23 protein-coding genes and 1 pseudogene are annotated in these 22,899 nt (G+C 36.1%); 17 read left to right on the forward strand and 7 right to left on the reverse strand.

Annotated elements, in window-relative coordinates; genetic code table 11:
- Positions 1–346 precede the first annotated feature (346 nt).
- From AWW73_RS09515 to AWW73_RS09550, 8 genes are all read left to right on the forward strand, one after another.
- The gene (locus AWW73_RS09515) at positions 347–1,408 is read left to right on the forward strand and encodes an HlyD family secretion protein (RefSeq protein WP_062849514.1); all 1,062 of its coding nucleotides are present in this window, start codon (positions 347–349) and stop codon (positions 1,406–1,408) included.
- A 24-nt stretch (positions 1,409–1,432) separates the two neighbouring features.
- The gene (locus AWW73_RS09520; protein ID WP_062849515.1) at positions 1,433–2,980 is read left to right on the forward strand and encodes a DHA2 family efflux MFS transporter permease subunit; all 1,548 of its coding nucleotides are present in this window, start codon (positions 1,433–1,435) and stop codon (positions 2,978–2,980) included.
- A gap of 188 nt (positions 2,981–3,168) precedes the next feature.
- Positions 3,169–3,954, forward strand: a complete 786-nt coding sequence (locus tag AWW73_RS09525) for a hypothetical protein (RefSeq protein WP_171254648.1) — start codon at positions 3,169–3,171, stop codon at positions 3,952–3,954.
- Positions 3,954–5,540 carry a GH3 family acyl-acid amido synthetase gene (locus AWW73_RS09530; RefSeq protein ID WP_062849517.1) on the forward strand — a complete coding sequence of 529 codons (1,587 nt, stop codon included), beginning with the start codon at positions 3,954–3,956 and terminating at the stop codon, positions 5,538–5,540. The genes AWW73_RS09525 and AWW73_RS09530 overlap by 1 nt, the downstream gene beginning before the upstream one ends.
- The gene (locus AWW73_RS09535) at positions 5,537–6,865 is read left to right on the forward strand and encodes a TolC family protein (RefSeq protein WP_062849518.1); all 1,329 of its coding nucleotides are present in this window, start codon (positions 5,537–5,539) and stop codon (positions 6,863–6,865) included. Before AWW73_RS09530 ends, AWW73_RS09535 begins: the two co-directional genes overlap by 4 nt.
- Positions 6,858–8,018, forward strand: coding sequence for a GNAT family N-acetyltransferase (locus AWW73_RS09540; RefSeq protein WP_062849519.1), 1,161 nt, complete (start codon positions 6,858–6,860; stop codon positions 8,016–8,018). Before AWW73_RS09535 ends, AWW73_RS09540 begins: the two co-directional genes overlap by 8 nt.
- Positions 8,019–8,250: 232 nt before the next feature.
- Positions 8,251–9,222 carry a 5'/3'-nucleotidase SurE gene (locus AWW73_RS09545; protein ID WP_081409573.1) on the forward strand — a complete coding sequence of 324 codons (972 nt, stop codon included), beginning with the start codon at positions 8,251–8,253 and terminating at the stop codon, positions 9,220–9,222.
- Positions 9,223–9,234: 12 nt separating this feature from the next.
- A complete protein-coding gene (locus AWW73_RS09550; RefSeq protein WP_062849521.1) occupies positions 9,235–9,879 on the forward strand; it encodes a hypothetical protein in 645 nt (214 codons plus the stop codon).
- A gap of 35 nt (positions 9,880–9,914) precedes the next feature.
- On the opposite strand, the gene AWW73_RS09555 is transcribed toward AWW73_RS09550, so the two are convergent.
- Positions 9,915–10,355, reverse strand: a complete 441-nt coding sequence (locus tag AWW73_RS09555) for an HD domain-containing protein (protein WP_062849522.1) — start codon at positions 10,353–10,355, stop codon at positions 9,915–9,917.
- 294 nt (positions 10,356–10,649) lie between these two features.
- Between AWW73_RS09555 and AWW73_RS09560 the strand changes: the two genes are divergently transcribed.
- The 6 genes from AWW73_RS09560 (at position 10,650) to AWW73_RS09585 (ending at position 16,225) form a co-directional block, all read left to right on the forward strand.
- Entirely contained in the window at positions 10,650–11,981 is a 1,332-nt protein-coding gene (locus tag AWW73_RS09560; RefSeq protein WP_062849523.1) for a type II toxin-antitoxin system HipA family toxin, read from the forward strand.
- A complete protein-coding gene (locus AWW73_RS09565; protein ID WP_031948346.1) occupies positions 11,978–12,286 on the forward strand; it encodes a helix-turn-helix domain-containing protein in 309 nt (102 codons plus the stop codon). Before AWW73_RS09560 ends, AWW73_RS09565 begins: the two co-directional genes overlap by 4 nt.
- Before the next feature lie 711 nt (positions 12,287–12,997).
- A complete protein-coding gene (locus AWW73_RS09570; protein WP_062849524.1) occupies positions 12,998–13,567 on the forward strand; it encodes a TetR/AcrR family transcriptional regulator in 570 nt (189 codons plus the stop codon).
- Positions 13,568–13,815: 248 nt separating this feature from the next.
- The gene (locus AWW73_RS09575) at positions 13,816–14,634 is read left to right on the forward strand and encodes a hypothetical protein (RefSeq protein WP_062849525.1); all 819 of its coding nucleotides are present in this window, start codon (positions 13,816–13,818) and stop codon (positions 14,632–14,634) included.
- Positions 14,631–15,128, forward strand: a complete 498-nt coding sequence (locus AWW73_RS09580) for a type II toxin-antitoxin system VapC family toxin (RefSeq protein WP_062849526.1) — start codon at positions 14,631–14,633, stop codon at positions 15,126–15,128. Before AWW73_RS09575 ends, AWW73_RS09580 begins: the two co-directional genes overlap by 4 nt.
- Before the next feature lie 5 nt (positions 15,129–15,133).
- Entirely contained in the window at positions 15,134–16,225 is a 1,092-nt protein-coding gene (locus tag AWW73_RS09585; RefSeq protein WP_062849527.1) for a hypothetical protein, read from the forward strand.
- Positions 16,226–16,246: 21 nt separating this feature from the next.
- On the opposite strand, the gene AWW73_RS09590 is transcribed toward AWW73_RS09585, so the two are convergent.
- The 3 genes from AWW73_RS09590 to AWW73_RS19315 form a co-directional block, all read right to left on the reverse strand.
- Complete coding sequence (locus tag AWW73_RS09590) at positions 16,247–16,876, reverse strand: hypothetical protein (protein WP_062849528.1); 630 nt, start codon at positions 16,874–16,876, stop codon at positions 16,247–16,249.
- Positions 16,873–17,274 (reverse strand): hypothetical protein, encoded by a 402-nt coding sequence (locus AWW73_RS18945; RefSeq protein WP_062849529.1) that lies wholly within the window; start codon positions 17,272–17,274, stop codon positions 16,873–16,875. The genes AWW73_RS09590 and AWW73_RS18945 overlap by 4 nt, the downstream gene beginning before the upstream one ends.
- A gap of 76 nt (positions 17,275–17,350) precedes the next feature.
- A complete protein-coding gene (locus AWW73_RS19315) occupies positions 17,351–17,503 on the reverse strand; it encodes an Arc family DNA-binding protein (protein WP_081409574.1) in 153 nt (50 codons plus the stop codon).
- A 219-nt stretch (positions 17,504–17,722) separates the two neighbouring features.
- On the opposite strand from AWW73_RS19315, the pseudogene AWW73_RS19180 reads away from it, so the two are divergent.
- A pseudogene (locus AWW73_RS19180) lies at positions 17,723–17,875 on the forward strand (hypothetical protein); the annotation flags it as partial.
- A 24-nt stretch (positions 17,876–17,899) separates the two neighbouring features.
- Here the strand turns inward: AWW73_RS19180 and AWW73_RS09610 are convergent.
- Positions 17,900–18,601: a hypothetical protein gene (locus tag AWW73_RS09610; protein ID WP_062849531.1), complete on the reverse strand. Its 702-nt coding sequence runs from the start codon at positions 18,599–18,601 to the stop codon at positions 17,900–17,902.
- Between the two features lie 205 nt (positions 18,602–18,806).
- A complete protein-coding gene (locus AWW73_RS09615; protein ID WP_062849532.1) occupies positions 18,807–19,295 on the reverse strand; it encodes a hypothetical protein in 489 nt (162 codons plus the stop codon).
- A gap of 298 nt (positions 19,296–19,593) precedes the next feature.
- On the opposite strand from AWW73_RS09615, the gene AWW73_RS09620 reads away from it, so the two are divergent.
- The gene (locus tag AWW73_RS09620; protein ID WP_062849533.1) at positions 19,594–19,890 is read left to right on the forward strand and encodes a hypothetical protein; all 297 of its coding nucleotides are present in this window, start codon (positions 19,594–19,596) and stop codon (positions 19,888–19,890) included.
- 109 nt (positions 19,891–19,999) lie between these two features.
- On the opposite strand, the gene AWW73_RS09625 is transcribed toward AWW73_RS09620, so the two are convergent.
- A complete protein-coding gene (locus AWW73_RS09625; RefSeq protein ID WP_171254649.1) occupies positions 20,000–20,923 on the reverse strand; it encodes an alpha/beta hydrolase in 924 nt (307 codons plus the stop codon).
- A gap of 110 nt (positions 20,924–21,033) precedes the next feature.
- Between AWW73_RS09625 and AWW73_RS09630 the strand changes: the two genes are divergently transcribed.
- Positions 21,034–21,954: a LysR family transcriptional regulator gene (locus tag AWW73_RS09630; protein ID WP_031948336.1), complete on the forward strand. Its 921-nt coding sequence runs from the start codon at positions 21,034–21,036 to the stop codon at positions 21,952–21,954.
- Positions 21,955–22,899 lie beyond the last annotated feature (945 nt).

Genomic DNA, 22,899 nt, shown 5'->3' on the forward strand with positions numbered 1-22,899 from the left:
CTTTATATGTAAGATTTTTTTAAATAAATCAAACTGTAGTAATTGTTTGAATTTTAATGATAATTTTTATATATTTAAACTATTTTCATAGAAATCTATTTGAAAAAATATAAAATTACATAATTTTTAAACATAGTTTATATAGCTTGCTTTATTGACATAAATAGAAAAAATATCTGGCAAAGAGGTCAATGATATTTAATTCACTTAAGAACCATAATTTGCACCAAATTTTACGCTGTCACGATTCATTGAATAAAACCAAGTGAAAAGTTACGTAAAAAAGAAACCAATAATTTTATTGGCTTAAATAAAAAATCGAATATTACAAATAAGCGGAATGAATATGGATAACGTAGCTCAGCTAGAAACTGATACTAATTTCCAAAGTCGAAAGAAAATAACTTGGGGTGTTTTTAGTGTCCTGTTGTTATTTTTAGTTATTGGTATATTATATTATTTTTTTGTATATCGTTTCTATCAATCTACTGATAATGCTTATGTGCAAGCTGATGTCACTTGGGTGATGCCAAAGATTTCAGGCGAAGTGATGGAGTTATTAATTAACGATAATCAGGTGGTAAAAAAAGGGGAAACTTTAGCGGTATTAGATCACCGCGATTATCAAGCTCGTTATGACCAAGCTCGTTCAGTAGTTAGCTTGAAAGAGGCCGCACTGGGTGTACAACAACAAAATGAAAAGTCTGCCAAGTCTTCAATTATTGAAGCTCATAGTGGTGTAGTGGCAGTACAAGCTGATTTAACTCGTTTAAGAAAAGAATTTGAGCGTTATCAAGATTTATTAAAAGATGGGGTGATTACCCGTCAAAACTTTGAAGGCATCCAGTCCCAATATTTAACAGCCCAAGCACAACTCAGCAAGGCACAAGCTGCAGTAAATGCAGCAGAAGCTCAGTTGGGGAGTTTACAAGCCAGTCGAGCGCAGCTTTTAGCAGATATTCAAAGTGCCAATGCAAACTTAAACCTGTATCAGGTCGATTTGGCTTCATCAAAGGTGGTTAGTCCTGTAAACGGTAAAATCGGTAGCCTTGCAATCCAGAAAGGTTCACGTGTTTCTCCGCAAACCCGCTTAATGGCGATCATTCCTGAAAATAGTTTGTATGTACAAGCAAACTTTAAAGAAACCCAAATTGAAAAAATGCATATTGGGCAGAAAGTTGAATTAAAACTTGATGCTTATCCAAGTCTGACCTATACCGGAAAAATTGAGAGCTTTTCACCAGCTTCAGGCGCGACTTTCTCACTTATGCCACCAGACAATGCCACAGGCAACTTTAACAAGGTTGTTCAGCGTATTCCTGTGCGTATTGCCATAGATTCAAGCCCACATATTGATTTGATAAAACCTGGAATGTCGGTGAGTGCCACCGTTGACCTAAGAACTTAATAATAAAATTTTAGGTAATAACAAATGAATAAGCACCTTGAAGCTGAATGGATGTTTCCGGCAAAAACTGCATGGGCAATTTTTGCTGCCATGATTTTTGGCAACTTCATGGCAATTCTTGATATTCAGATTGTGGCGAGTTCTTTAAACGAAGTTCAAGCGGGGATGAGTGCAAGTCGTTACGAAGTGACTTGGGTGCAAACGGTTTATTTAATTGCCGAAATTATTGCAATTCCAATGTCGAGTATTGTCTCGCGGGTGCTGTCGACACGGGTGTATTACACCATCTGTGCAATTGGTTTTACGGTGAGTTCTTTACTTTGTGCGTTGGCATGGAACTTAGAAAGTCTATTGGTATTCCGTGGCATTCAAGGTTTTATGGGCGGCGGGATGATTCCAACGTCTATGACCGCGTTGTACTTACTTTTCCCTGAAGCAAAACGTTCTTTGCCTTTGGTGATGTTTGGAATGATCAGTACTTTGGGCCCGGCCATTGGCCCAACCATTGGCGGCTGGCTCACCAATAACTTCTCATGGCACTGGATGTTCCTGATTAATATTATTCCGGGCATTATCATTGCGACCGTCATCTACTCAGGCCCAAATATCGACCGTGCGAACTATTCACTCATCAAAAGCATGGACTGGTTTAGTCTCCTTGGTATGGCGATGTTTTTGGGTGGGCTGGAATATTTCCTTGATGAAGGCGCACGGCATGACTGGCTTGCAGACACAGGTGTTCGTATTGCGTTTATGATCTGCGTTGTGGGCGGCATGATTTTCTTCTCTAGAAGTTTTACCCAGCCTAAGCCTTTGCTCGATTTATCAGTCTTTAAAAATAAAAACTTTACCTTAAGTGCCATTACCACTTTTGTGATTGGGATGGCGCTCTATGGCTTGGGTTACATGATTCCCGTGTTTCTTGGGCAAGTCCGTGAAATGAACAGTAGCCAAATTGGTCACGTCATGATGGTGACAGGCATTGTCATGTTCTGCTTTGCGCCATTTCTTGCATGGCTGATTCCCAATTTTGATACCCGTAAAACCGTATTTGTTGGAATGATTTTGGCAGGCTTTGGTGTTTGGCTCAATTCACATTTGAGCATTCATAGCGATTATGACTTTATGTTTTGGCCGCAAATTTATCGTGGTATTGGTCTCATGATCTGCCTGATTGTAGTTTCACATTTAGCCATGAGCACTTTGCCACTCAGCAAAGTAGCCGATGCCAGCGGTATTTATAACCTGATGCGTAATATCGGCGGCGCGGTTGGACTGGCACTGATTAACTCATCATTAGATTGGCTCACTGCGCTACATGTCACCCAGATTAATCAGTCGATGACACCGCAGAACTGGATCTTTACAGAAAGGCTGGATCAGCTCACGGCGCAATATCAGGAAGTTGGCTCAAATGCACAGCAAATCGCGCTCAGTGTGATTTATCGAGACATTCATTTTCAGGCACTGACATCGAGTTTTAATGACTTATTACGCATGCTCGCAATCATCATGTTTGTGACCGCCTTTTTAACCATCTTTATGGATCGGGGGAAGAAAATGAATATGTAGCGATTTAGAAATAAAGAGCAACTTTCAAAGAATGAAAAACAATAGGGCATATCAAAACATATCCCTTCATAGAAAAAGAACATTGAGATGAGTTTTCTAAAATCGGTTGATGAGGTCGGGGAACTCGCAAATTAGAGGTGGAAGGTTAAAGGATTATGATTAATACAACGTATAAACTGATTTCAAAATTGAACCTGAAAAATAGTACCTATGGGCAATATTTTGAAAAGGAACAAATCGATACAGAGCGATTAAAAGTGATGTATTCCATTTACGAACAGTATTATGAAAATACGAGATTTTCTATTTTCGTAGATGATTTCCAAAATAAAAGTGGCGCGATCTTAATCTTTGATTCACAAACAAATGAGATTGTCGGTTTTTCTACTGTTGTTGTGCAGCATTTCTACTTAAACGGTAAGGACTACACCGTGCTATTTAGCGGTGATACGGTTATTTTGAAAAAGTTTTGGGGCACGCGTAGTCTGCAAAGTACTATGCTCAAACTGATGATTAAGCTTCGAATTAAATATCCTTTTAACGAGCTCTATTGGTTACTCATTTCTAAGGGCTATAAGACTTACCTGTTACTCGCCAATAACTACTATGTCTATTACCCAAATATTAAAGATGAAAACCAGCATCTCTCGGAAGTTGTTGAACACTACTGTGAAAAATTCTTTGGCGAATATTATGACCGTGAAGCGGGACTTTTAAATTTTGGTGATGACTATCAACCATTAAAAGGCGAAGTTGCACCGATTACTGCCGAAATGAGAGAGAAAAACCCAAATATTCATTTCTTTGAACAAAAAAATCCGACTTGGAAAGCAGGCACAGAACTGCCTTGTATAGGCCGTCTTGGTTGGAAAGATATAGCTCGTTTCCCCGTAAAGCTGATGACTAAGCCAACCAGTAAAGGAAAGTTTGAAGCATGCGTAACTCATAAAACAAAACGTAGAGAGGCCATCTAATGAAATCTAATGAATGGCTCACTTTGGGTTCGCATCTGATTTTAAAAAAATGGTGTGATGCATCTGACCGTAATTTTCAAAAACAATTTAATGCTTTAGAGACCACGCAACGTCAAATTTTGCATTCGATATTACAGACCTCTACCTTTGCTAAAGATAAGAAAGTTCAAAACTATGAGCAGTTTGTAAAATCATTTCCTGCAACACGTTATGGCGCATGGCGAGAAGACATTCAACGTTACCGTGAACAAAAACTTTCATTGTCTAGCAGTAAACTGGTTCGTTTCCAGCCGACCAGTGGCTCGAGTGAACAAATCAAGTTTATTCCATACACCAAGCTATTTTTAGATGAACTTGACCATGCAATTGCGCCGTGGATGGCAAGTTTATACCGTAAGTGTCCAGAGCTTAGTTCGGGTACACATTATTGGTCGGTGTCATGGTTGCCTGAAAGTCAGCGTGAAGTTTTAAAAGATAAAAACTTAAATGATGACAGTGCGCTACTTGGTGTAGGTAAGCGCATTTTGTCTAAGTTTACCCAAGCGGTTCCAAGTAATGTTGCCTTTGCCGCCAATGCTGACGACGCACTGTTTGCCACCATTTGTTATTTGGTCGCAAACCGTAACTTAGCCATGATTTCTGTATGGAGCCCAACGTTTGCATTGCAATTGCTTGAGCGTTTAGAGTCGATGCAACAGGAAGTTATTGAGATTTTAGAGACTGGTTTATGGGGACATCGCCAAAGTTCATTAAGAGAAGTAAATGCACCGCATAGTACTGAAAGTGCTCAAGCTTTAATTGACAGTTCAAACGGCGCACAGATCGACTTTAAAAAGCTCTGGCCAAAGTTAAGCTTAGTGTCGAGTTGGGACACCGCAGGTTCAAAAGCTTGGGCCGAAAAATTAAAAGAGAAGTTACCCAGTGTTCAGTTTGAAGGAAAAGGTTTATGGGCGACTGAAGGGGTAGTTACGATTCCCTATAACAACCAATATCCACTGGCGTATCAAAGTCACTTCTACGAATTTGAATATTTAGAAGGTGAAAAACAAGGGCAAATCATTCCCTCATGGCAGCTTAAACAAGGTGATGTGGTCAGCCCACTCATTACCTCGGGTAATGGTTTGCTACGTTACTGTCTGGATGATTGCTTACGGGTAACAGGCTTTATAGAGCAAATCCCGTGTTTTGAGTTCCAAGGCCGCCGTTTTGGTGTAGATCTGGTCGGTGAAAAACTCGCGCCTGAAACAGCTCAACAGTTGTTGTCTCAATTAAATGAAACAGAATCGAAAGCGATTTCTTTACTCGCAATTGATACTCAGCAACAGGTCAAACCATTTTATTGTGTGCTTTTTGAAGGTGAAATTCATCACAGCATTAGCAACGAATATATCGACAGTATTTTACGTCAAAACTTCCATTATGAACTTGCGCGAAACTTGGGGCAGCTCGACCAGCCCCAAATTCGCCAAGCCAATAATGGCTGGAATGCCTATAAAAAACTGGTGATGTTTGATGGCATTATCGAAGGCAATATCAAACCTGAGCCACTCAAAAAAGTCACCCTGAATAGTTTGGAACAACTATGAAAGGGATGAAGCCATTTAATACTCGGTTTTTAACACTTCGACATGCCTTATATGTGGGCGTGTTAATTGTGTCGAATACACATGCCATGACTTTAGATGAGGCTTTATCTGCCAGTTTAAGGCACGAAAGTCAGCTTGAAGTCAGCCGTTTAAACGTGAACCAGTCAACTGCAATGCTTGAACAAGCCAAGCAGCGTGATGGGCTCAAAGTCAATTTAGTCGGGCAACTGGACTATGAAAGAATAGATACGCCTTCACACGTCCTATTTCCAACCGAAGGAAACCGTAAAGGCCGAAGTTTGCAATTGCAGGCAGATTATCCGATTTATACGTCTGGACGACACCGTTTAGGAATTGATGTTGCCGAAAGTCAGCTTTCAGCCCAAAACCAAGGTTTGTCAGATCAACGGTCAGAAACCATTTTAAATACCGTAATGGTCTATACCGACGTATTAAAAAAGAAAGCCATTTTAGAACTCAGACAAAAGACCATGGCAAATCTGCAACGGTCTTTATATGAATCAAAGCGCCGTTTTGATGTCGGTATGATTACCCGTGCAGACTTGGCTCAGGTGTTGGCACAAGTCGCGCAAGGTCAAGCCGATATTACACAGGCGCAATCTAACTTGACCGTAAGTGAAGCGCAGTTTTATCAAGTGACAGGTACAACACCTGACAACCTTGTTCCAATCAATCAATTACCTACTATTCCCGCTAACCTAGATGAAATATTGGCTCAAACCAAGAACCACCCAGCGTTAATGCGGGCTAAATATGAAAAGCAAGCCGCCGAAAAACAATATGCTTTAACTAAACGCGAACTTTGGCCAACGGTCATGCTGACCAGCCGTGCTGGTAAGCAAGATGAAGCGAGTTATATTGGTTCTGAAAGTAATAACTATATGGTTGGGGTGCAGCTCAATGTACCGCTTTATGACGATGGTTTAAATCGGGCCAATGTCAAAAAAGCGCAGGCCGATATCGATTTGGCTGCGCAAAAAATTCGAAGTCTTGAGCTGGACTTGAATAAGCGTACCCGTACCACCTATGCGCAGCTTCAAACCATTCGACAAAATAAAGATGCATTGGCAAATGCCATAGAGGCAGCGTCTATTGCCTTTGTTTACACACGTAAAGAGTTTGATGTTGGCACCAAAACCACTTTTGATTTGTTGAATACCGAGCAGAAACTACTTGATGCACAAACCCAGAAAACCGTAAATGACCAAGACGAAGTGGTGTTTGTCTATCAGCTACTCGACCAAATGGGGCGTTTAAACAATTTGGTACCTACACAGACCGCACAACAGGTGAATAATGAATAAAACAAATACACCACTTGCTAACACTCTCATTACCCGAGAAGCAACTCCGGCAGATGACGAGGCTTTACGAGAGTTAATTGCGGTGCCCATGACCACCAAAGGCATACAAATTAGCTTTCAGCGAGAACCAAGTTATTTTAGAGCGTCTGACATTGTCTATCGGCATAAACTGCATGTCGTGATTGAAGACCTAGAGAGTCAAAAGAATGTCGCTTGTTATAGCAATGGTTACCGTCCTTGTTATGTCGATCGGAACGTTCAAAACTTACGGTACGCTGGTGATTTACGGGTAGACCACAACTATCGGGGAAAATCACTGGTGAAGGTTTTGGCAAAGCATGTAAAACAGACCATGCATGAACCGAACTATAGCCAAATGATTATTTTTGATGATAACCACGCGGCACGGGCTGCCATACAAACGGGCAAAACGGGAATGCCTGATTATTATGATGAAGGGCTCATCGAGACATTAAGTCTGACCGACACGGGTGCAACACGAAAAATCACGGCTTTTTTAAAGCAGGTTTCTAAGCAAAGTGATATTCAAGAGATCCGTAATTGTGTCGCCGAAGCTCACCATGTGGAAGCCATGAACCAGTTTATTGCCGACATGGCAGAGTTTTATAACTTTATACCTGCCTATAACTTTGAAGAACTGGCTCAAGGTCATCGATATTTTTCAGGAATAAAACTCTCAGATTTTTCACTTTATTTTAAGGATGAAAAACTGGTGGGCATGTTTGGTTTATGGGATCAGCATAGTATTAAGCAAACTAAAATCTTGCATTACAGTTCAGTTATTGGAATTTTTAGACCTGTTTATAACTTGTTGACTCCGCTAACTAAGGGCATGCGTTTACCTAAACTGGGTGACTCTATTCAGTACCATGTGTTACATACGCTTATGTGCCATCCACAAGATTTAGCTTTGCATCACAAAATGCTTGAAGATGCTTATAACAAGTCAAAACAGCAGGGCGTTGGTGTGGTGAGCTTTACGCTTTCCCATAAAGACCCGCGTTATCAGTTAAATCAGTTTTATAAAGGTGAGCGCTTAACAGGAATGCATGGTTTTATTAGTTATGAAGGCGACCCAAGACTGCATTTTGATAAAAACCTGATTCCATATTTAGAAGTTGGACGTATTTAATTTAAAGCTTGAAATGACATTTTGAATGAAGCCCACGAAAGTGGGTTTTGTCATTTTGAATATGAGCGATGAAGTTGAAGATTACTTTATAAAAGAAAATATAACCATGATTTATAATATAATTATCTAATTTTTAATGGAAAATTATTTTAATTTTTATTGATGCGTAGTCACTAAACGTACATATAGCGCAACTACTATACAAATCGAAATTTAAGAACATGGTAGTTAAGTGATGAAAAAAAGTTTATTGGGCGGTCTGATTCTATCTTTGTGTACAACTCCAGCTTTTGCATTAAATATTTTATTGGTTAATGATGACGGTCTAACCAGCAATATCAAAGCACTTTATGATGAATTAAAAGCAAATGGTCATAGCGTGCTTGTGTCTGTACCGTGTTCACCACAAAGTGGTCGCGGTGGCGCAATTGTCATGTATAGCTCAACGACGATTACCGCGGATAATGATAAGCAAATTGCGGCTGAAAATGGTTGTCACAATGGCGCAGCACCAATTGGCGCACCTGCTGCGGGGACATTTACCAAAGCGGGTTATACCAATGGTGACTGGAACTACGCACATGGTACACCAGTGATGGCGACCAGTTATGGACTAGACGTGGTTGCACCAAAGCGTTGGGGTAAAGCGCCAGACTTAGTTTTATCTGGTCCTAACGAAGGACAAAATGTCGGAAAAGTCGTTGTACACTCTGGCACGATTGGTAACGTTCAGTTTTCGGCAGGACGTGGCATTCCATCTATTGCATTAAGCGCCGATACAAACACGGTAGATGACAAGACTTTAAACAACCCTAACTCTGCAATTGTGGCAAAACAAACCGTAGTGTTATTAAAAGAATTACAAGCTAAAGCAGGTAAGGGGCAATTATTGCCAAAAGGCATTACTCTCAATGTGAATTTCCCAAAAAATTTAACAACCAGCACTCCTTTTGCTTTTTCAAAAATTGGGACGTATGACTTATATAAGCTGAAATTCCAAGTGACCAAAGACAATAAAGGCAATAACCAGTTTGGCCTAGGAATTGATGCGGCACCTTCGGCTCCAACAGCCGCGCAAATGTCGGATGAAAGCGCCGTAATGCAAAGCAAAATTGCTGTGACTGCAATGCAAGTTGCTTACGATCAGCGACCAGCAGGTCAAGAATGGCTCAAAATTCGTTTAAAAAGCCTATTTAACAAGTAAGGGGGAAAGACCATGAAACGTTGTTTGTTGGTTTTACTTCTTGGGTTTGGATTGGCTGCTTGTAATGATGATGACAACAATGACCAAGTTTCGACTGAAAAACCTGCCTTAGCGCCGAGCTTAGATGTCGGTACTTATATTATTAGTACCGAAACTGATGAAGAACTGCCTATGGCGGGTAAATACTATTCTGGCGCAGATGGTTCTAAATTATTGGTTTTAGATGATGATGAAAATCGTGCCAAGATTGTGATGAGCTATGATGCAAAAACCAAAGCTTGGCAGAGCAATCAGTCGAACCAAGCGATGACCGTTGAATTAGCACATTATGAAAAAATTGATGATCAGAAAATTTCTCTTAATCAATTGGCTGGTACATACGATTTATCCTTCCCGGATGGAACAACGGTAAATGCCGAGGTGAATGCGCAAGGAAAAATCGTCTCTAAAGACCCAAATTGTGTATTTACAGGTGTTATTACTGAAAGCGCTTTAGCCAATGCAGCAAACTATCAACTTACCGATAACAAATGTGATGTGCTAAAAAATAACTCGAAAGGCTATGTCGTGGTAGATGAAGACTTAGAACCGATGAGTTTTAGACTTGTATCTGACACAGTTGCATCTAAAGATATTTGGGCATTTGCACAATCTTAAAAATAAAAAGGCAACGGATTCATTTCGTTGTCTTTTTAACCCAACCTATCTTGCGCCGTTGAAACAATTAGAATGGTTTGAAGGTAATAATCTACCCGTGAGTGATTATTGTCCTTATGCGAGTTATGCGCATTAAAAGCTGCATCATGAAGTTTCACAACTCGAGCGATCGGATTCGAACTACAACGAATTAAATATTCTTCGCGTGTTTCAGTTTCCCGTTTAGTTAATGCATCAACGGCATCACGGACTTCTTTTCCAAATAAGCTTTCGATTTTGTCTAGGGTAAGAGGTGTGTCTTCAACGCTATCGTGTAGAAGGGCTGTAATAATATAGACTTCTGAAAATCGATGCTCAATGAGTGAATTAACCACACCTTTAATATGGTAATCAAAGTAATCATGAGGACCATATTTTTGACCTTGATGAGATTCTTTTGACAATTTCTCTGCTAATTCAACTTTATTTTGAGTCATTTTTTGCTCTTGTTACTTTAAGTATATGACACGGCCTAAAGTGTGATATAGGTCGTTTAATTCATAATTTTATACTGAATAGCTACTTTGTGTGAATACTCTCATTTGCTTGAAGAATCTCCAAAACGTGATATTCAAGGTATCAAAAAGAATAAATAAATTACTTGCTATCTATAAATATATAATGAGCAATATTTTGCTCACTTTTGAATAAATTAAATAAAATTGAGCAAATATATTCACAAAAAATATTTTTTATAGTATTTTTGAGAAAATATTTGCTCATTTGCACCCATGAAAAAATTAACAATACAAGCTTTACTAAATAAAAACTGGTTAGATGTAGCAGAGCTAAAACTGTTAGAACCTAAGTTGGGTTCGGCTAGCGCCAGTGAACTAGAATATGAATTGGATTATGCAATTCAATATTTAGACAGACGAGATGAGTACGCCTGTAGTTTATCACTTCCTGTACAAATTCTTATAAAACATGAATCGAACACATGGTTTGGCTTTTTAGATGACATTGTTCCATCTGGTGCCGCACGCCGTTATTGGGTGAATTATCTAGATTTACAACGCTTAACCTATACAGAGCAAGAAAGTATCTTATTAGAAAAAGGCGGGATGGCGCCCGTTGGTAATTTACGAATTAAGGAAGCATTGCCCACTTTAAACCCGGAATCAACCTTACATTTACGTTATTTTAGTAAGGAGGATGTGGCTGAGCGTAATATTGATTTTCTGGAATATGCTCAGCAAATGGGAGCTATTAGTGGTGGTGCAACTGGTGCAGGTGGGGAAGCTCCTAAATTACTTATTCGTGTTTCACCAGAACATAAAGTTTGGATTGATACTTACCAAGAAAATTTTGATCAGCCAGATCAGCATTATTTAGTTAAGTTCCCGAGAAATAAACGTAGTGCGATTGATTGCGACATTCTCAGAGCCGAATATTATTACTATCAGGTACTCAATGAACTAGGCTTCAATACAATTGAAACAACTCAAATGCAGCTCATTGAAGGTACAAAGTATCCGTCTTTGTGGTTACCAAGATTTGATACCGAATGGCGTGATCAATCTTGGCATCGCTATGGTCTAGAGTCTGTTTATTCAGTTTTAAATAAGTCTTCTGGTAGCCATCTTAATCATTTTGAAGTAATTGAAGATTTATGTAGATTACTTACAAGCATTGATTCAGATTTTGATGTACCTCAATTCATTTGTGAGTGGTTACAACGTGACTTACTCAATATTATTTTTGGCAACTCAGATAACCATGGTCGTAATACATCATTTTTAAAACACTCAGGAAAAATTTATCTTTCGCCTATTTATGACTTTGCACCTATGAAAGCCGATCCGGAAGTTGTGACCAGATCAACAACTTGGGGGAGTCCTTATGAGGAAGGCGGAGAATATCGTTGGGCACAAATTACTCAAAAGCTTGCCCCTTGGTGCGATCCCGATATATCTCTCGCAACATTAAAGACTTTGGCAAATAATCTGCTTGGCCTAAAACAACGATTAGTTGATAAAGGCGTGCCAAAACAAATTATTGAAATGCCGGCGCTGTCATTTGATTACATAGAAGCTAAATTGAAAAGATGGGAACTGCTATGAATGTAAAAAATCAAACCCAAGACCGTCAGCAGATTCTTATAGATTTATATAAACAATATTTGTTGAGTGAGATTACATTAGGACAATTGCTATCGTATTTGCGCAAAAATGTGCTGGGTTTGTCGCAAGAACAATATGCTACTTTGGTGGGTATAAGCCGTCGGACTTTAACTGACATTGAACAAGATAAAGGCAAACTGACTCAGTCTGTGTTAGATAAGGTATTTAAGCCCCTTGGTTTAAAAGCAGGGCTTGTGCCTACACATGGACATATTGTTGACAAAATTATAAAACCATCAGAGTAAGTGTTCACAAGGGTTCGCTTGTGAACATTGGGAGGATAATTTTTTGAACCAATCTAGACTTTAAGTTTTTGAAATTTTAAACTTTAACTTAATGATATAAGGGTAGATTAAAAATATTACTTAAGAATTTCCTTAATTATGTAATTAAATGAAAAACAATAATTATTTAAATAATTTCTAGCCAATTTCACATTGACACTTCAAATATTGGAGATTACCATTTGCGGGCTGGCCTACATTGCCAGCCGGTTTTAGCAGACCGTTTTTTCGACCACATCAGGATTATTTCTTCTGAGGAACAGTCTTGTGTGAGCATCTCCTCGTTCCCTCCCGTAGCGGTAGGACGGGAGAGGGACACCTTCGGGTGTGCTGGAGTCGAAACCAGTCTGCTAACCCTCTTTCGTTCTGCCACCATAATTTATAATGTTTTGGCAGAACTCCATATATAAGGAGTTGGCTTTGCACATCCATTATTTCTTGGCAGCCATTGCCAAAAGCTATAACAACACAGCTTAAAACATTTTATGCAGCTTGATCGCCGTAAGGCTTTTTCAGGCTTTAGCTCGTTATTACTTAAAACTTAGCAACAACTAAAACTTGAGATGTGCTGGGCACAGTCTTACGGCTTTGCTATGCCTTTTTTTTCTCCCCAAAGGCAGCGGCTTTTATATCTCATTTATATACAACAATAATTTTTATAACGGTAAAAATATGCCAAAAATAGTTCTCCCAACACGTGCATTACAAGTCGTAAATAAATCAATTGAGTTATTTCACTACAACGGATTTCATCTGGTCGGCATCGACAGACTTGTGAAAGAATGTGAAGTTACCAAAGCGACTTTCTATAACTACTTTCACTCTAAAGAACGGTTAATTGAAATTTGCCTGATTGTGCAAAAAGAGCGCCTAAAAGAAAAAGTTGTTTCAGTGGTTGAATATGACCGCAACACAAGCGCAATCCATAAACTCAAAAAGCTTTATCTTTTACATGCAGACTTAGATAGGCTGTATTATTTATTATTTAAAGCCATTTTTGAAACAAAACTGACCCATCCAAAAGCCTATCAAACCGCTGTGCGTTATAGAACATGGCTCATCAATGAAATATATAGCCAGCTTAGAGCACTTAACGCCGATGTTTCCTTTACCGATGCCAAACTATTTTTATATATGATTGAAGGCGCCGTTATTCAGCGTTTAAGCTCGGATGAGGTTGATGAGAGGGTGGTTGAGGTGTTTTTGCGGGAGATGAGGCGAGGTGTAAATAATTTTGAGTAGGCGACCTCAACTAACTATAAGCGTTATCCCTACTCATCGAATGGCTCCAATTGCCAATACAGAAGACACCACCTCAAATCTGATCATAGAAAAATTTTTAGTTCACAAGCCTTTGAAATAGTCAAAAATTTTGGTTGACAAATCATAATATTAGTCCTAAAACGAGGAGTAATTAATTTATTAAGTTTGCTTTCATTTGTTTATTACTTTGAACATACTATAAGCAAGGTGTTTTTAGATAGCCGAAAATGACAAAATTGGATAAAAAGGGTAGAAAGCCTACTCAAGAAAGACTTGATCTCGAGGATTCATCAGTTCATCAAGAACTAGATGATAATCTTGACTTCGTCTTAAAAATCCATGACGGACATCTTCATGATCTAGAAATATCGAGTGTTGCTAATCTATTGTCTGCACTTGGTCAAATCGTGGGTGTCAAACAAGCTAGCTTCAAAACCATTAAAGAAGGTTCGACAACTATAGCAGTAACAGTTCCTCGTGATTGTAAGGCTATAGCTATGGCTAATGTTCTTAAGGACACAGCATTAAAGCGTAAACAGGTTACTCGAATACAAAAAGAATTAAGTAAGTATGGTTTCCATAATGCTGAAATTTCGAATGGACATTTGAAAGAAAATCAGCCATATCAACCATCTCAAATTCTATATTCTGTCCCTGAACTTGATTATGAAGAAAACTTCACTCAAGACGAATCAATAGATGGGTACTTAACTCGATTGCAAAAGGGTAAAGATAATTCAGATCACATCACTATTATTTTAAATAACGGTGATGAAATCCCCGCAGAATGTTCTCATAAATTATTAGAAGAATTACATCCATACTTTAATACTAACAAATGCTTAAGATTTGAAGGCATAGCGTCATATTCATCGAAAACTAACACTTATCAATTAAAACTCAAGAAATACTCGATTACTAAATTTACTGTGATTGAAGATATGGGTCTTGATCAATGGATTGATAGTTTTAGAGCGCAGGGGGCATCTAATTGGTCTAAATTTGATGATCCTATTGCCGAGTGGCTGAAGGAGCGTCAGGATTGATCATCTTAGATACTAATGCGTTAATAACATTATTGACTGCTGACAAGGTCAGTGCTGAGTATTTAAATTTGGTTGCTTATCTTAAGCAGTGTGAACGTTTGACACAGGCTTTACCCATGCCAGCAATAGCTGAATTCATTGCTGGTGATGAAAATGAATCTAGAAGTAGTATGCTTTTAAGTCCAAATTCTAAATTTAAGAATCTGGACTTCGATGCTAAAGCAGCTTTAATAGCTGCACGTATATATAAAGATTACAAAAAGCTTCCTAAAAATCAAAAATCTCAGAATCCTTATCAGAAAGTAAAGGTAGATATTCAGATCTTAGGCATTGCACTTGCGAATAATGCAAAAATGATTGTGACTTGTGATAGAGGGATTAAAACTATTATTGATGCATTAGACTTATCAATTTCGGTTTTTGATTATGCTGATTGTAATTATTTGAATGGAATGACAATAATAAATTCTTTAGAAAGCCAACAGGTACAATAACTTAAATGAAAATAAAAGAAATAGGTTTCTTCCCTTTAATAATTATAATATTTTGGTTGCTTTTATTCATAAATAAAATTTTTGAATTTTTTGTATATAGTATTGTTTTTATAATTATGGGAATTGTTGCTAAAATTGATGAATTATTTAATTTTTTTAATGGAAATACTGATAATGGTATTCTTTTTGAAATATTAGTTTTTGTTTCAGTGTGCTTCTTTGTAAAATTTTTAATTAAAAATAAAAATAATTTAGATGAATGGATAGCAGGTAAAATAGAAAATTTAAAAAATAAAATATTTAAAAAAAAGAATGCCGAAAATATAAATAAGTATAAAATGATTTTGATGATGTTAGGTATTTATATTTCAATTTGTTGTTTGGGGCTAGCATTTTACCGAGCACTTGGAAATGAAATAGATGTCGATAATAAATCAGATATCCTAAATATTTTTATTTGGGCAACATATCTTATAGCTCCTATTGTTGCCATATGGGTGTTTAGTAACTGGAAAGTAGAATTTAGAGATCGAGAACGCTATAATTCACTATTTTATTTAAATGAAAAAATTAATGAGACTTTTTTAGCTACTCATAAGATGAATAATAAAATAAAAGAAACATGGGATCAAAAAGTTAATGAGATTGCTGTATCACAATACTCTTTTGTTAATATTCATAAAGAACTCCCTGAAATCTTTATTAATAATTATGATAGAGATTCTAACTTTATAGTTTTTGAAGAATATGAAAAATATCTTTTGAGCTCAACTGAAGCTTTTTTTGAAGCTTATAATGATATAAAAAATTATAAACATAAATATAATATTGTTTTAATTGATATTGAAGAGGAATTTAAAGAGTATTTAGATAGTCTAGAAGCCATTAAATCAAAATTAACTCCCTATTCTGCATTGTTTTGCTCAAATTTTTATGAATCTAAGGCTGAAAAATACGGGGTTTTTGGTATGAAGGGCTGGATTTATGAATTAATATTAAATAAACAAAAAATAATCTACAATTTAGAAAAATTTGACTTAAGTGTTAAGCAGCTTCAATTAGTAATTGAAAAAGAAATTAAAGATATTTTGAATTAAATATAAGTTTAAGTTAATTATTTAAGTAGAATTAAGTAGTTCTATTAGATTAATAGTTTTGAAACTACCCTTATGAATAGTGTTAGAATATCTTTCAATAATTGGAACTCTTAACTTTGGACTAAATTCTAAATATGACCTTATTTCATTATAATAATTACGATGCTCAATGTTGTTATTGTCATAAATAGGATAGCTAGCCAATATAAAACAATCATCCTCTGGGTAATTAATATTTAATTTATCATATACAAAAAAACCTTTTGAAGCTAAATCATCAAAATTAGAAAAATAATCTGAGAATTCATCGTTATCAGAGAGAGGGGGAGGTTCATTATTAGCTAGTAGCGCAAGCTCCATATTATACCTTGAAGTAAAGTTATAATCTTCATCTATAGTTTCATTAATATAAATATCAGGATACTGATATTTAAGAATAGTAGGTAATATTGGGTTTCTACCAATCTTAAATTTTTTAGGAAATCCATATAAAGCTTTATTTATATAGTTGATATTTGAAATCTGATCTTCATCTAATTCAGAGCTATTATCATCTAATAAATATTTAGGTAATGCTCCACCTGCAGAAGCTAGGACACATAAACGTCTATATTTTTCTTGAAAATAAATATTAATATCTAATGCATTCATCTTTCATTGCCAAAAATAAAAGTACAATTCGGACATCTTTTAATATATTGATTTGTTCTCGGTCGCCGAGCTCGTGTAAACTTAATATTATCTATCTTTAAATTTAATGGATTAGGATGTTTGAGTAATAAATTATTGGTAACATGAACTTCGCAACATGAACCAATTATATTGTTGCATAGAGATGATTTCTCTCCAATTTTCCCTAGTTTTGATAATCGATAAGTTAATTTAGGTGCTACTGGAGAAATTAATCTTTGGCTGTAATCTAAATGTTTGAAATTAGAATAAATGCCACCAATGGAAGTAGCTGGGGGCAAAGAGTATCCATTATAATTTTTTACTAATCTTCTGTTATAAGCTAATAATAATTTCTCTAGCTTTTGAATATTAATCATTTCTTATGAGGCACCACACTTAGACCGTTTAAACGCTTAGCTAATTCGCTAATTAGTAATTCACTAGTGATATTTACTAATTTTTCCTCTTTATCTTAAAAGTTGTTTCTAGATAAGCCACAATATCTGCGTTCATAGAACGATTTAATTTTTTAGCTGAATCTGCAATTTTATATTTTAGTTCTTGTGGCATTCGAACTTTATATTCGACACCTAGATGTTTGCTCATATAAGTGAATCTAGCGTTATAAAATTATTTTTTATAATAATAAAACCCCACTGGGGTTGGCAAGGGGAAGAGAAGTAATAAATTTTAAAAGCACTCTAGTAAGGTGTAAAATGCACTGGATAATTTTGCTAAATTTTGGACAAATTACTAATATTTAGTGAGAAGGCTAATATAAAAAGTTTAAAACGAAATATAGCTAATTTAGAATTATTTGAATCAGATGTTATTTTTACTGATGCCAAACTATTTTTATATATGATCGAAGGTGTCATTATTCAGCGTTTAAGCTCAGATGAAGTTGATGAAAGTGGGATTGGGGGGAGGTGCAAAGTAGATATTTCTTTTTACGTAAAAAATTTAAAAAAGCCCTGAATATTCGGGGCTTTTCATTTAAATTTACTTTAATGATTCTGGTACATAATTTGGTGAATCAGTACCATAAAGTGATTTAATATCTGCATCATACAAAGACTTATATCTATCTTTTGATGCGACATCTTTAGTCTCATCAATAAATTTCTGTATTTTAGCTTTATAGTCAGTGTGACCAGCTTTATACATTTCAGTTAAATATACAAATTCGGCGTCTCTGTACTGGGGATCATTTTTGTTAGATGATTTACTCAATTCGGGTTGTATGAGTTGGGCAGAAGCTTCGTGACACTGTTGAATTTTTACTTTGGCCATATTTAATTTTTCAAGCAATGTACATCTAAACATTATCCGTTGAGGCAAAGGTTTCTCTTTAATCTGCTGCTCATTTAGCTCATAAGCCTCTTTGTACATACCAGACAGCATATAAATATTCATCAATGCCATTTCTCTTTGTTTCTTGGCAGTAACTTTCTTAATTTCAGGTATTAAAGGTGCTAAAGTTTGTTTTATCTTTTTATCTTCACCAGAGGTCACAACTTCATTTGTGATTGTTTCATATCTATCTAAAATAGCTTTATCACTTGCTGATAATTCCGTTTTTACGTTTTGAGAACTGCTTTTCGCAGTAGTATCTACCTTTGTTTGTTCATTTGATACCTTGCTACAAGCAGTAACTCCAAATACAGAAATGAGAACAATAGTACTGATTAATTTTCTATTCATGATTTACGTCTTGATGCTGAATTTAAAGTAAAAGAGAAGCGAGTGTGAGGTGGGTTTGGTCGAATAGTACCGCCATCAAATTTTGTGGTGTACCTCTCAAGCCGATTTCATGTCTTTTTCTATTGACCACATTCTTTTTAAATGAATCAATTGGAGATAAGGCATTAAAAAAGCCCTAAACATTTAGAGCTTTTTTAATAATGATCTATTCACATACTTCTACAAAGTTTCGGGCAGTTTTATCTTTACTGTCGCGTAACTTAATAATTTTCTTTCTTTCACCATAAAGACTGTGAACATCATTTACTGTTTCATTTTTAAGCTGGCTTTTGTATGGACCTTCAACTTTGTTCACGTAATTTTCCATGAATACAGTCATCCAACATATTGTGTTGAGGTCACCATAGTCATAACCGTTTTTATCTAAGCCTTGAACCCAATCTGGATACTCATCATTTAAAAGGCTCCGTGCTGTTTCTAACTTAACATAGGAATTATTAAACAAAGAGTTTTTCAAAGCAGGCTCATTGTTTACATTCTTATTTGCTTCAATGATCAATCTATAATTGTCAGTAGCATAGTTTTTCAGATCTACTTTCACATAGTTATCTATGTCTTCTTTATCTGTAGAAGCCTTACAAGAAGTCAGGAATAAGCAAGAAAGTAGCAATATTGGAATTAATTTAATTTTCATATTGAGAAGCGATTAATAGGTGGAGAGTAGTGGTAATTCTGAATATATAATGAAACAGTGGCTTGATCGTAAGGACGACCAAATCTATTCCTTCTTATTTTAGTGAAGTGACGGAATGATAGCAAAGAGGGGTAGACAGTGCTGTATAGTTTTATTTATTAGGACGTACAGCTCGTACGAGCAATAATAATGTGATTTAAAAAGATAGGCATGAAGATTCTTTTGAAGAAACTTTTATGTCATTCTCTTTAGAGATTAAATGTTTATTCGAGTAACTTTATGAGGATGGTCGTTAAAAATGAAGTCTTTCCTTATATATGACTCATTGATAAAAAGATATGTTTTATTAACTGTAGGGCTAATTGTTATTGCCTTTATGATAGGTATCTTTTTTAAAGGGATACTTGAAATTGATTTTGCGATTGGGGTTGTTTGCGGTTATTTAAATATTTTTCTTTTATTAAAGAATTATAGATTTCCACTTATTCCTGAAGTTGAAGAAGATAGTGACGACCTTGTTATATACGCAAGATTGACTCTTCTTCTTCTTTTTGTTTTGACAGAATTTGGTTTTTTAATTGTCGCATTGTTTTAAATTTTTAAGGACGTTTTACTAAAAATAAATTTAAAATTTCTTAAGAAATGCATGTTTAAGCTTATCTATTTGGAAAGTTCCCCGATTGAGAAACTTTCCAATATTTGGCTTAAAGATGCTTTTGAAAGAACGGAATAATTTTTTCTAAAGCTTGAGCAACAGGCTCAGGTTGATCGTATAAATCATAATGGCTTGCATCTTTCACCACAAAAAGGTTTTTATCTTTAGAAGCAGCTTTGCTATATAGCTCATAACCGTCGCGATAAGAACCAAACCCGCCTGGAATTTCACCAATCACAATTTGTAAGGGTTGGGTGAGTAGGTGTTCTGCCAAATGAAATGCATCGAACCCAACAGCAGCGGCTAAGCTTGAAAAGCGAAGTTTATTTGGTGAACCTTCTGCCTGACCACGCGGAGTTTTGTAGTAATCAATCGCTTCTTTAATATCAATATCATTGATTCCAGCTTGTTCACGCTCTTGTTGAGAGTTTGGAATGTACTGGGTAATAAAAGGCTCAGCACCACGCGCTTCGGCAGTTCGCTGTGCTGCAATGGCTTCTAAAGTTTTAATGGCCGCGTCAGGTGTTTGATCACCTTCACGCATGAGACGACCATAATTTGCACCCACAACAGTCGCCACCGCTTTAAAACGGCGTTCAGTCATAGCCGCATTAACCGCATAACCACCGCCACCACATACACCTAATACACCAATACGGTTTTCATCAACATAAGTAAGCGTTGTTAAATAGTCGGCTGCACAGCGGAAATCTTCAACACGTGTTGCAGGGTCTTCAAGAAAGCGCGGTTCACCACCGCTAGCACCTTGATACGATGCATCAAACGCTAAAGTTATAAAACCAGCTTCAGTCAGTTTTTCACCATAGATGCTGCCGGCAGTTTGTTCCTTACAGCTACTAATGGGGTGAGCACAAACAATTGCTGCATATTTTTTGTTTTCATCAAAATCTTTTGGAAAACGAATAGTTGCAGAAACATCAATGTTTTTATTTTTGAAGGTTACGGTTTTCATCATCTTATCTCCGAAAGAGAAACTAGGTCGATGAAATCAATATACCCGTAGTGATTTATTATGATAATCCACTATAATTAGATAGCACTTATATTGAATACTTATAAATAATGAAAGAAAATTTAAACGATTTACACACTTTTATGGTCGTTGCTCAAGAACGGAGCTTTACCCGTGCAGCCGCAAAACTGAGAACATCACAGTCAGCCATTAGCCAAACCCTCCGCAATTTAGAAGACCGAATTGGCATAAAACTATTATCACGAACCACAAGAAGCGTAGCGCCTACAGAAGCGGGGGAATATCTACTCAATTTGCTTCAGCCGGCAATACAAGAAATAGAACATGGCATAAATCAAATTAGTGCTTTAAAAAATGATCCAGCAGGAACATTACGTATCAGTGCAGATGAATATGGAATCCAAAGTGTTTTATGGCCAGCAGTTGAAAAAGTCATCCAACAATTTCCTAAAGTTTCAGTAGAAATCATCTCTGATTATGGTCTTGTGGATATTGTAGAAGGGCGTTTTGATGCAGGACTTAGAAGAGGCGGTTTGGTTTCTAAAGATATGATCGCTTTACAAGTGAGTGAGCCAATACAAATGTTAACGGTTGCTACCAAAGAATATTTGGCTCGTTATGGTCACCCTAAGCAACCAAAAGATTTAGTTGAACATCAGTGCATTAATCTGAGATTACCCACGCATGGTGAACTCTATCGTTGGCAATTTACCAAACAAGGTAAAACTCAGACAGTTACCGTTAACGCTAAAGTTGTTTTTACAACCTTATCTCCAGTGCTTCAAGCAGCGAGGAGCGGTATAGGAATCGCTTATTTACCTATTGATATGGTTCAGCCTTATATTGAAAGTGGTGAGTTAGAAGAAACACTTAAAGACTGGCGACATAGCTATGAACCTTATCACTTGTATTATCCTCATAGACGAGAGCAAGCACCTTTATTAAATATTTTAATCAATGCGTTAAAAGAAAATTTTAGTAAGCCATATGATGATAGAAAAATTAATTAGGACTACATTTAAAGAATAGCTGCACATATATTATTTTCTTAATTTTTATAGGGTTTTATAGTGTTTTTTTATTAAATTTCAATTGGATACTTGATTTTTGAAATATTGGGGTATCGGTTAGTCAATCTAAGTTTTTGGCGTTTAAAAGGTGATTTAAGAAAAGAAATCTTAAGAAAATTAGTAGCAGCAAAATACATGGGTAAAGGTCATGAACAGTTAGGGTAAAAATAAAAGCTTAATCACAATGTATAGAAAATTACTTAGAGAACTATTCTAGCTAAGAGTGGAAATAGGGTTTAGTGCATAAGCAGCCAATAGAGAACGGGCTTAAGCGTTTAGTAAGTTGCTTGAACAACAGATGCAGTTAACCAGGCTAAGTATTCATCACAGTAAAGAATAAGTAGTGAGGCAACAACATAGAGAAGCGAAGCCTTATATTTGGTAGGTTTCCAAATCTTCTATTTAACATAATATACATTATACGAACAATCTTATGATTCAATAATATAGTCTTTTCCTTGCTTAGTTTTTCTTTAAGAATATCCTTGTAGCTCTGTAGCTCTATTGATAGCAACAACCTATATTCACTTTCCGCAGTTCATTTCCTTAAAATAAAATTTTTTGATTCAAATAATAGTTATAGCAACTTAAGGAAAAAATGATCTTTCTCAGTTTTGAATTATTCTTTTGCTGTTCTCTAGCTTATAATTTATTTGATTTGAAAAATATTTTAGTGGTTAAATTTTATTTCATTATTTCTATGTGCTCTAATGTTTGAGATAAAAATAAGTATTAATTTATTTGATGCTTCTGACGCTAATTTAATTAATGATAGCGATTTATTTTATATTTATTTGAACAATAGCGATACAAGTCGCATTTTTGTTGTATTTGTCAACTTATTTATCAATAATGCTATTGCAATATAAAAATTTAAAATTAAAT

The organism is Acinetobacter lactucae, assembly GCF_001605885.1.
In the GTDB taxonomy this organism is placed as follows: Bacteria; Pseudomonadota; Gammaproteobacteria; order Pseudomonadales; family Moraxellaceae; genus Acinetobacter; species Acinetobacter lactucae.

Excerpts from the sequence above, each read along its gene's own strand:
- AWW73_RS09555 (WP_062849522.1), bottom strand. The coding sequence starts at position 10,355 with ATGACTCAAAATAAAGTTGAATTAGCAGAGAAATTGTCAAAAGAATCT.
- AWW73_RS09520 (WP_062849515.1), top strand. The coding sequence starts at position 1,433 with ATGAATAAGCACCTTGAAGCTGAATGGATGTTTCCGGCAAAAACTGCA.
- AWW73_RS09540 (WP_062849519.1), top strand. The coding sequence starts at position 6,858 with ATGAATAAAACAAATACACCACTTGCTAACACTCTCATTACCCGAGAA.
- AWW73_RS09615 (WP_062849532.1), bottom strand. The coding sequence starts at position 19,295 with ATGAAAATTAAATTAATTCCAATATTGCTACTTTCTTGCTTATTCCTG.
- AWW73_RS09620 (WP_062849533.1), top strand. The coding sequence starts at position 19,594 with ATGAAGTCTTTCCTTATATATGACTCATTGATAAAAAGATATGTTTTA.
- AWW73_RS09550 (WP_062849521.1), top strand. The coding sequence starts at position 9,235 with ATGAAACGTTGTTTGTTGGTTTTACTTCTTGGGTTTGGATTGGCTGCT.
- AWW73_RS09575 (WP_062849525.1), top strand. The coding sequence starts at position 13,816 with ATGACAAAATTGGATAAAAAGGGTAGAAAGCCTACTCAAGAAAGACTT.
- AWW73_RS09625 (WP_171254649.1), bottom strand. The coding sequence starts at position 20,923 with ATGAAAACCGTAACCTTCAAAAATAAAAACATTGATGTTTCTGCAACT.
- AWW73_RS18945 (WP_062849529.1), bottom strand. The coding sequence starts at position 17,274 with ATGATTAATATTCAAAAGCTAGAGAAATTATTATTAGCTTATAACAGA.
- AWW73_RS19315 (WP_081409574.1), bottom strand. The coding sequence starts at position 17,503 with ATGAGCAAACATCTAGGTGTCGAATATAAAGTTCGAATGCCACAAGAA.
- AWW73_RS09610 (WP_062849531.1), bottom strand. The coding sequence starts at position 18,601 with ATGAATAGAAAATTAATCAGTACTATTGTTCTCATTTCTGTATTTGGA.
- AWW73_RS09560 (WP_062849523.1), top strand. The coding sequence starts at position 10,650 with ATGAAAAAATTAACAATACAAGCTTTACTAAATAAAAACTGGTTAGAT.
- AWW73_RS09535 (WP_062849518.1), top strand. The coding sequence starts at position 5,537 with ATGAAAGGGATGAAGCCATTTAATACTCGGTTTTTAACACTTCGACAT.
- AWW73_RS09570 (WP_062849524.1), top strand. The coding sequence starts at position 12,998 with ATGCCAAAAATAGTTCTCCCAACACGTGCATTACAAGTCGTAAATAAA.
- AWW73_RS09565 (WP_031948346.1), top strand. The coding sequence starts at position 11,978 with ATGAATGTAAAAAATCAAACCCAAGACCGTCAGCAGATTCTTATAGAT.
- AWW73_RS09590 (WP_062849528.1), bottom strand. The coding sequence starts at position 16,876 with ATGAATGCATTAGATATTAATATTTATTTTCAAGAAAAATATAGACGT.
- AWW73_RS09630 (WP_031948336.1), top strand. The coding sequence starts at position 21,034 with ATGAAAGAAAATTTAAACGATTTACACACTTTTATGGTCGTTGCTCAA.
- AWW73_RS09585 (WP_062849527.1), top strand. The coding sequence starts at position 15,134 with ATGAAAATAAAAGAAATAGGTTTCTTCCCTTTAATAATTATAATATTT.
- AWW73_RS09515 (WP_062849514.1), top strand. The coding sequence starts at position 347 with ATGGATAACGTAGCTCAGCTAGAAACTGATACTAATTTCCAAAGTCGA.
- AWW73_RS09530 (WP_062849517.1), top strand. The coding sequence starts at position 3,954 with ATGAAATCTAATGAATGGCTCACTTTGGGTTCGCATCTGATTTTAAAA.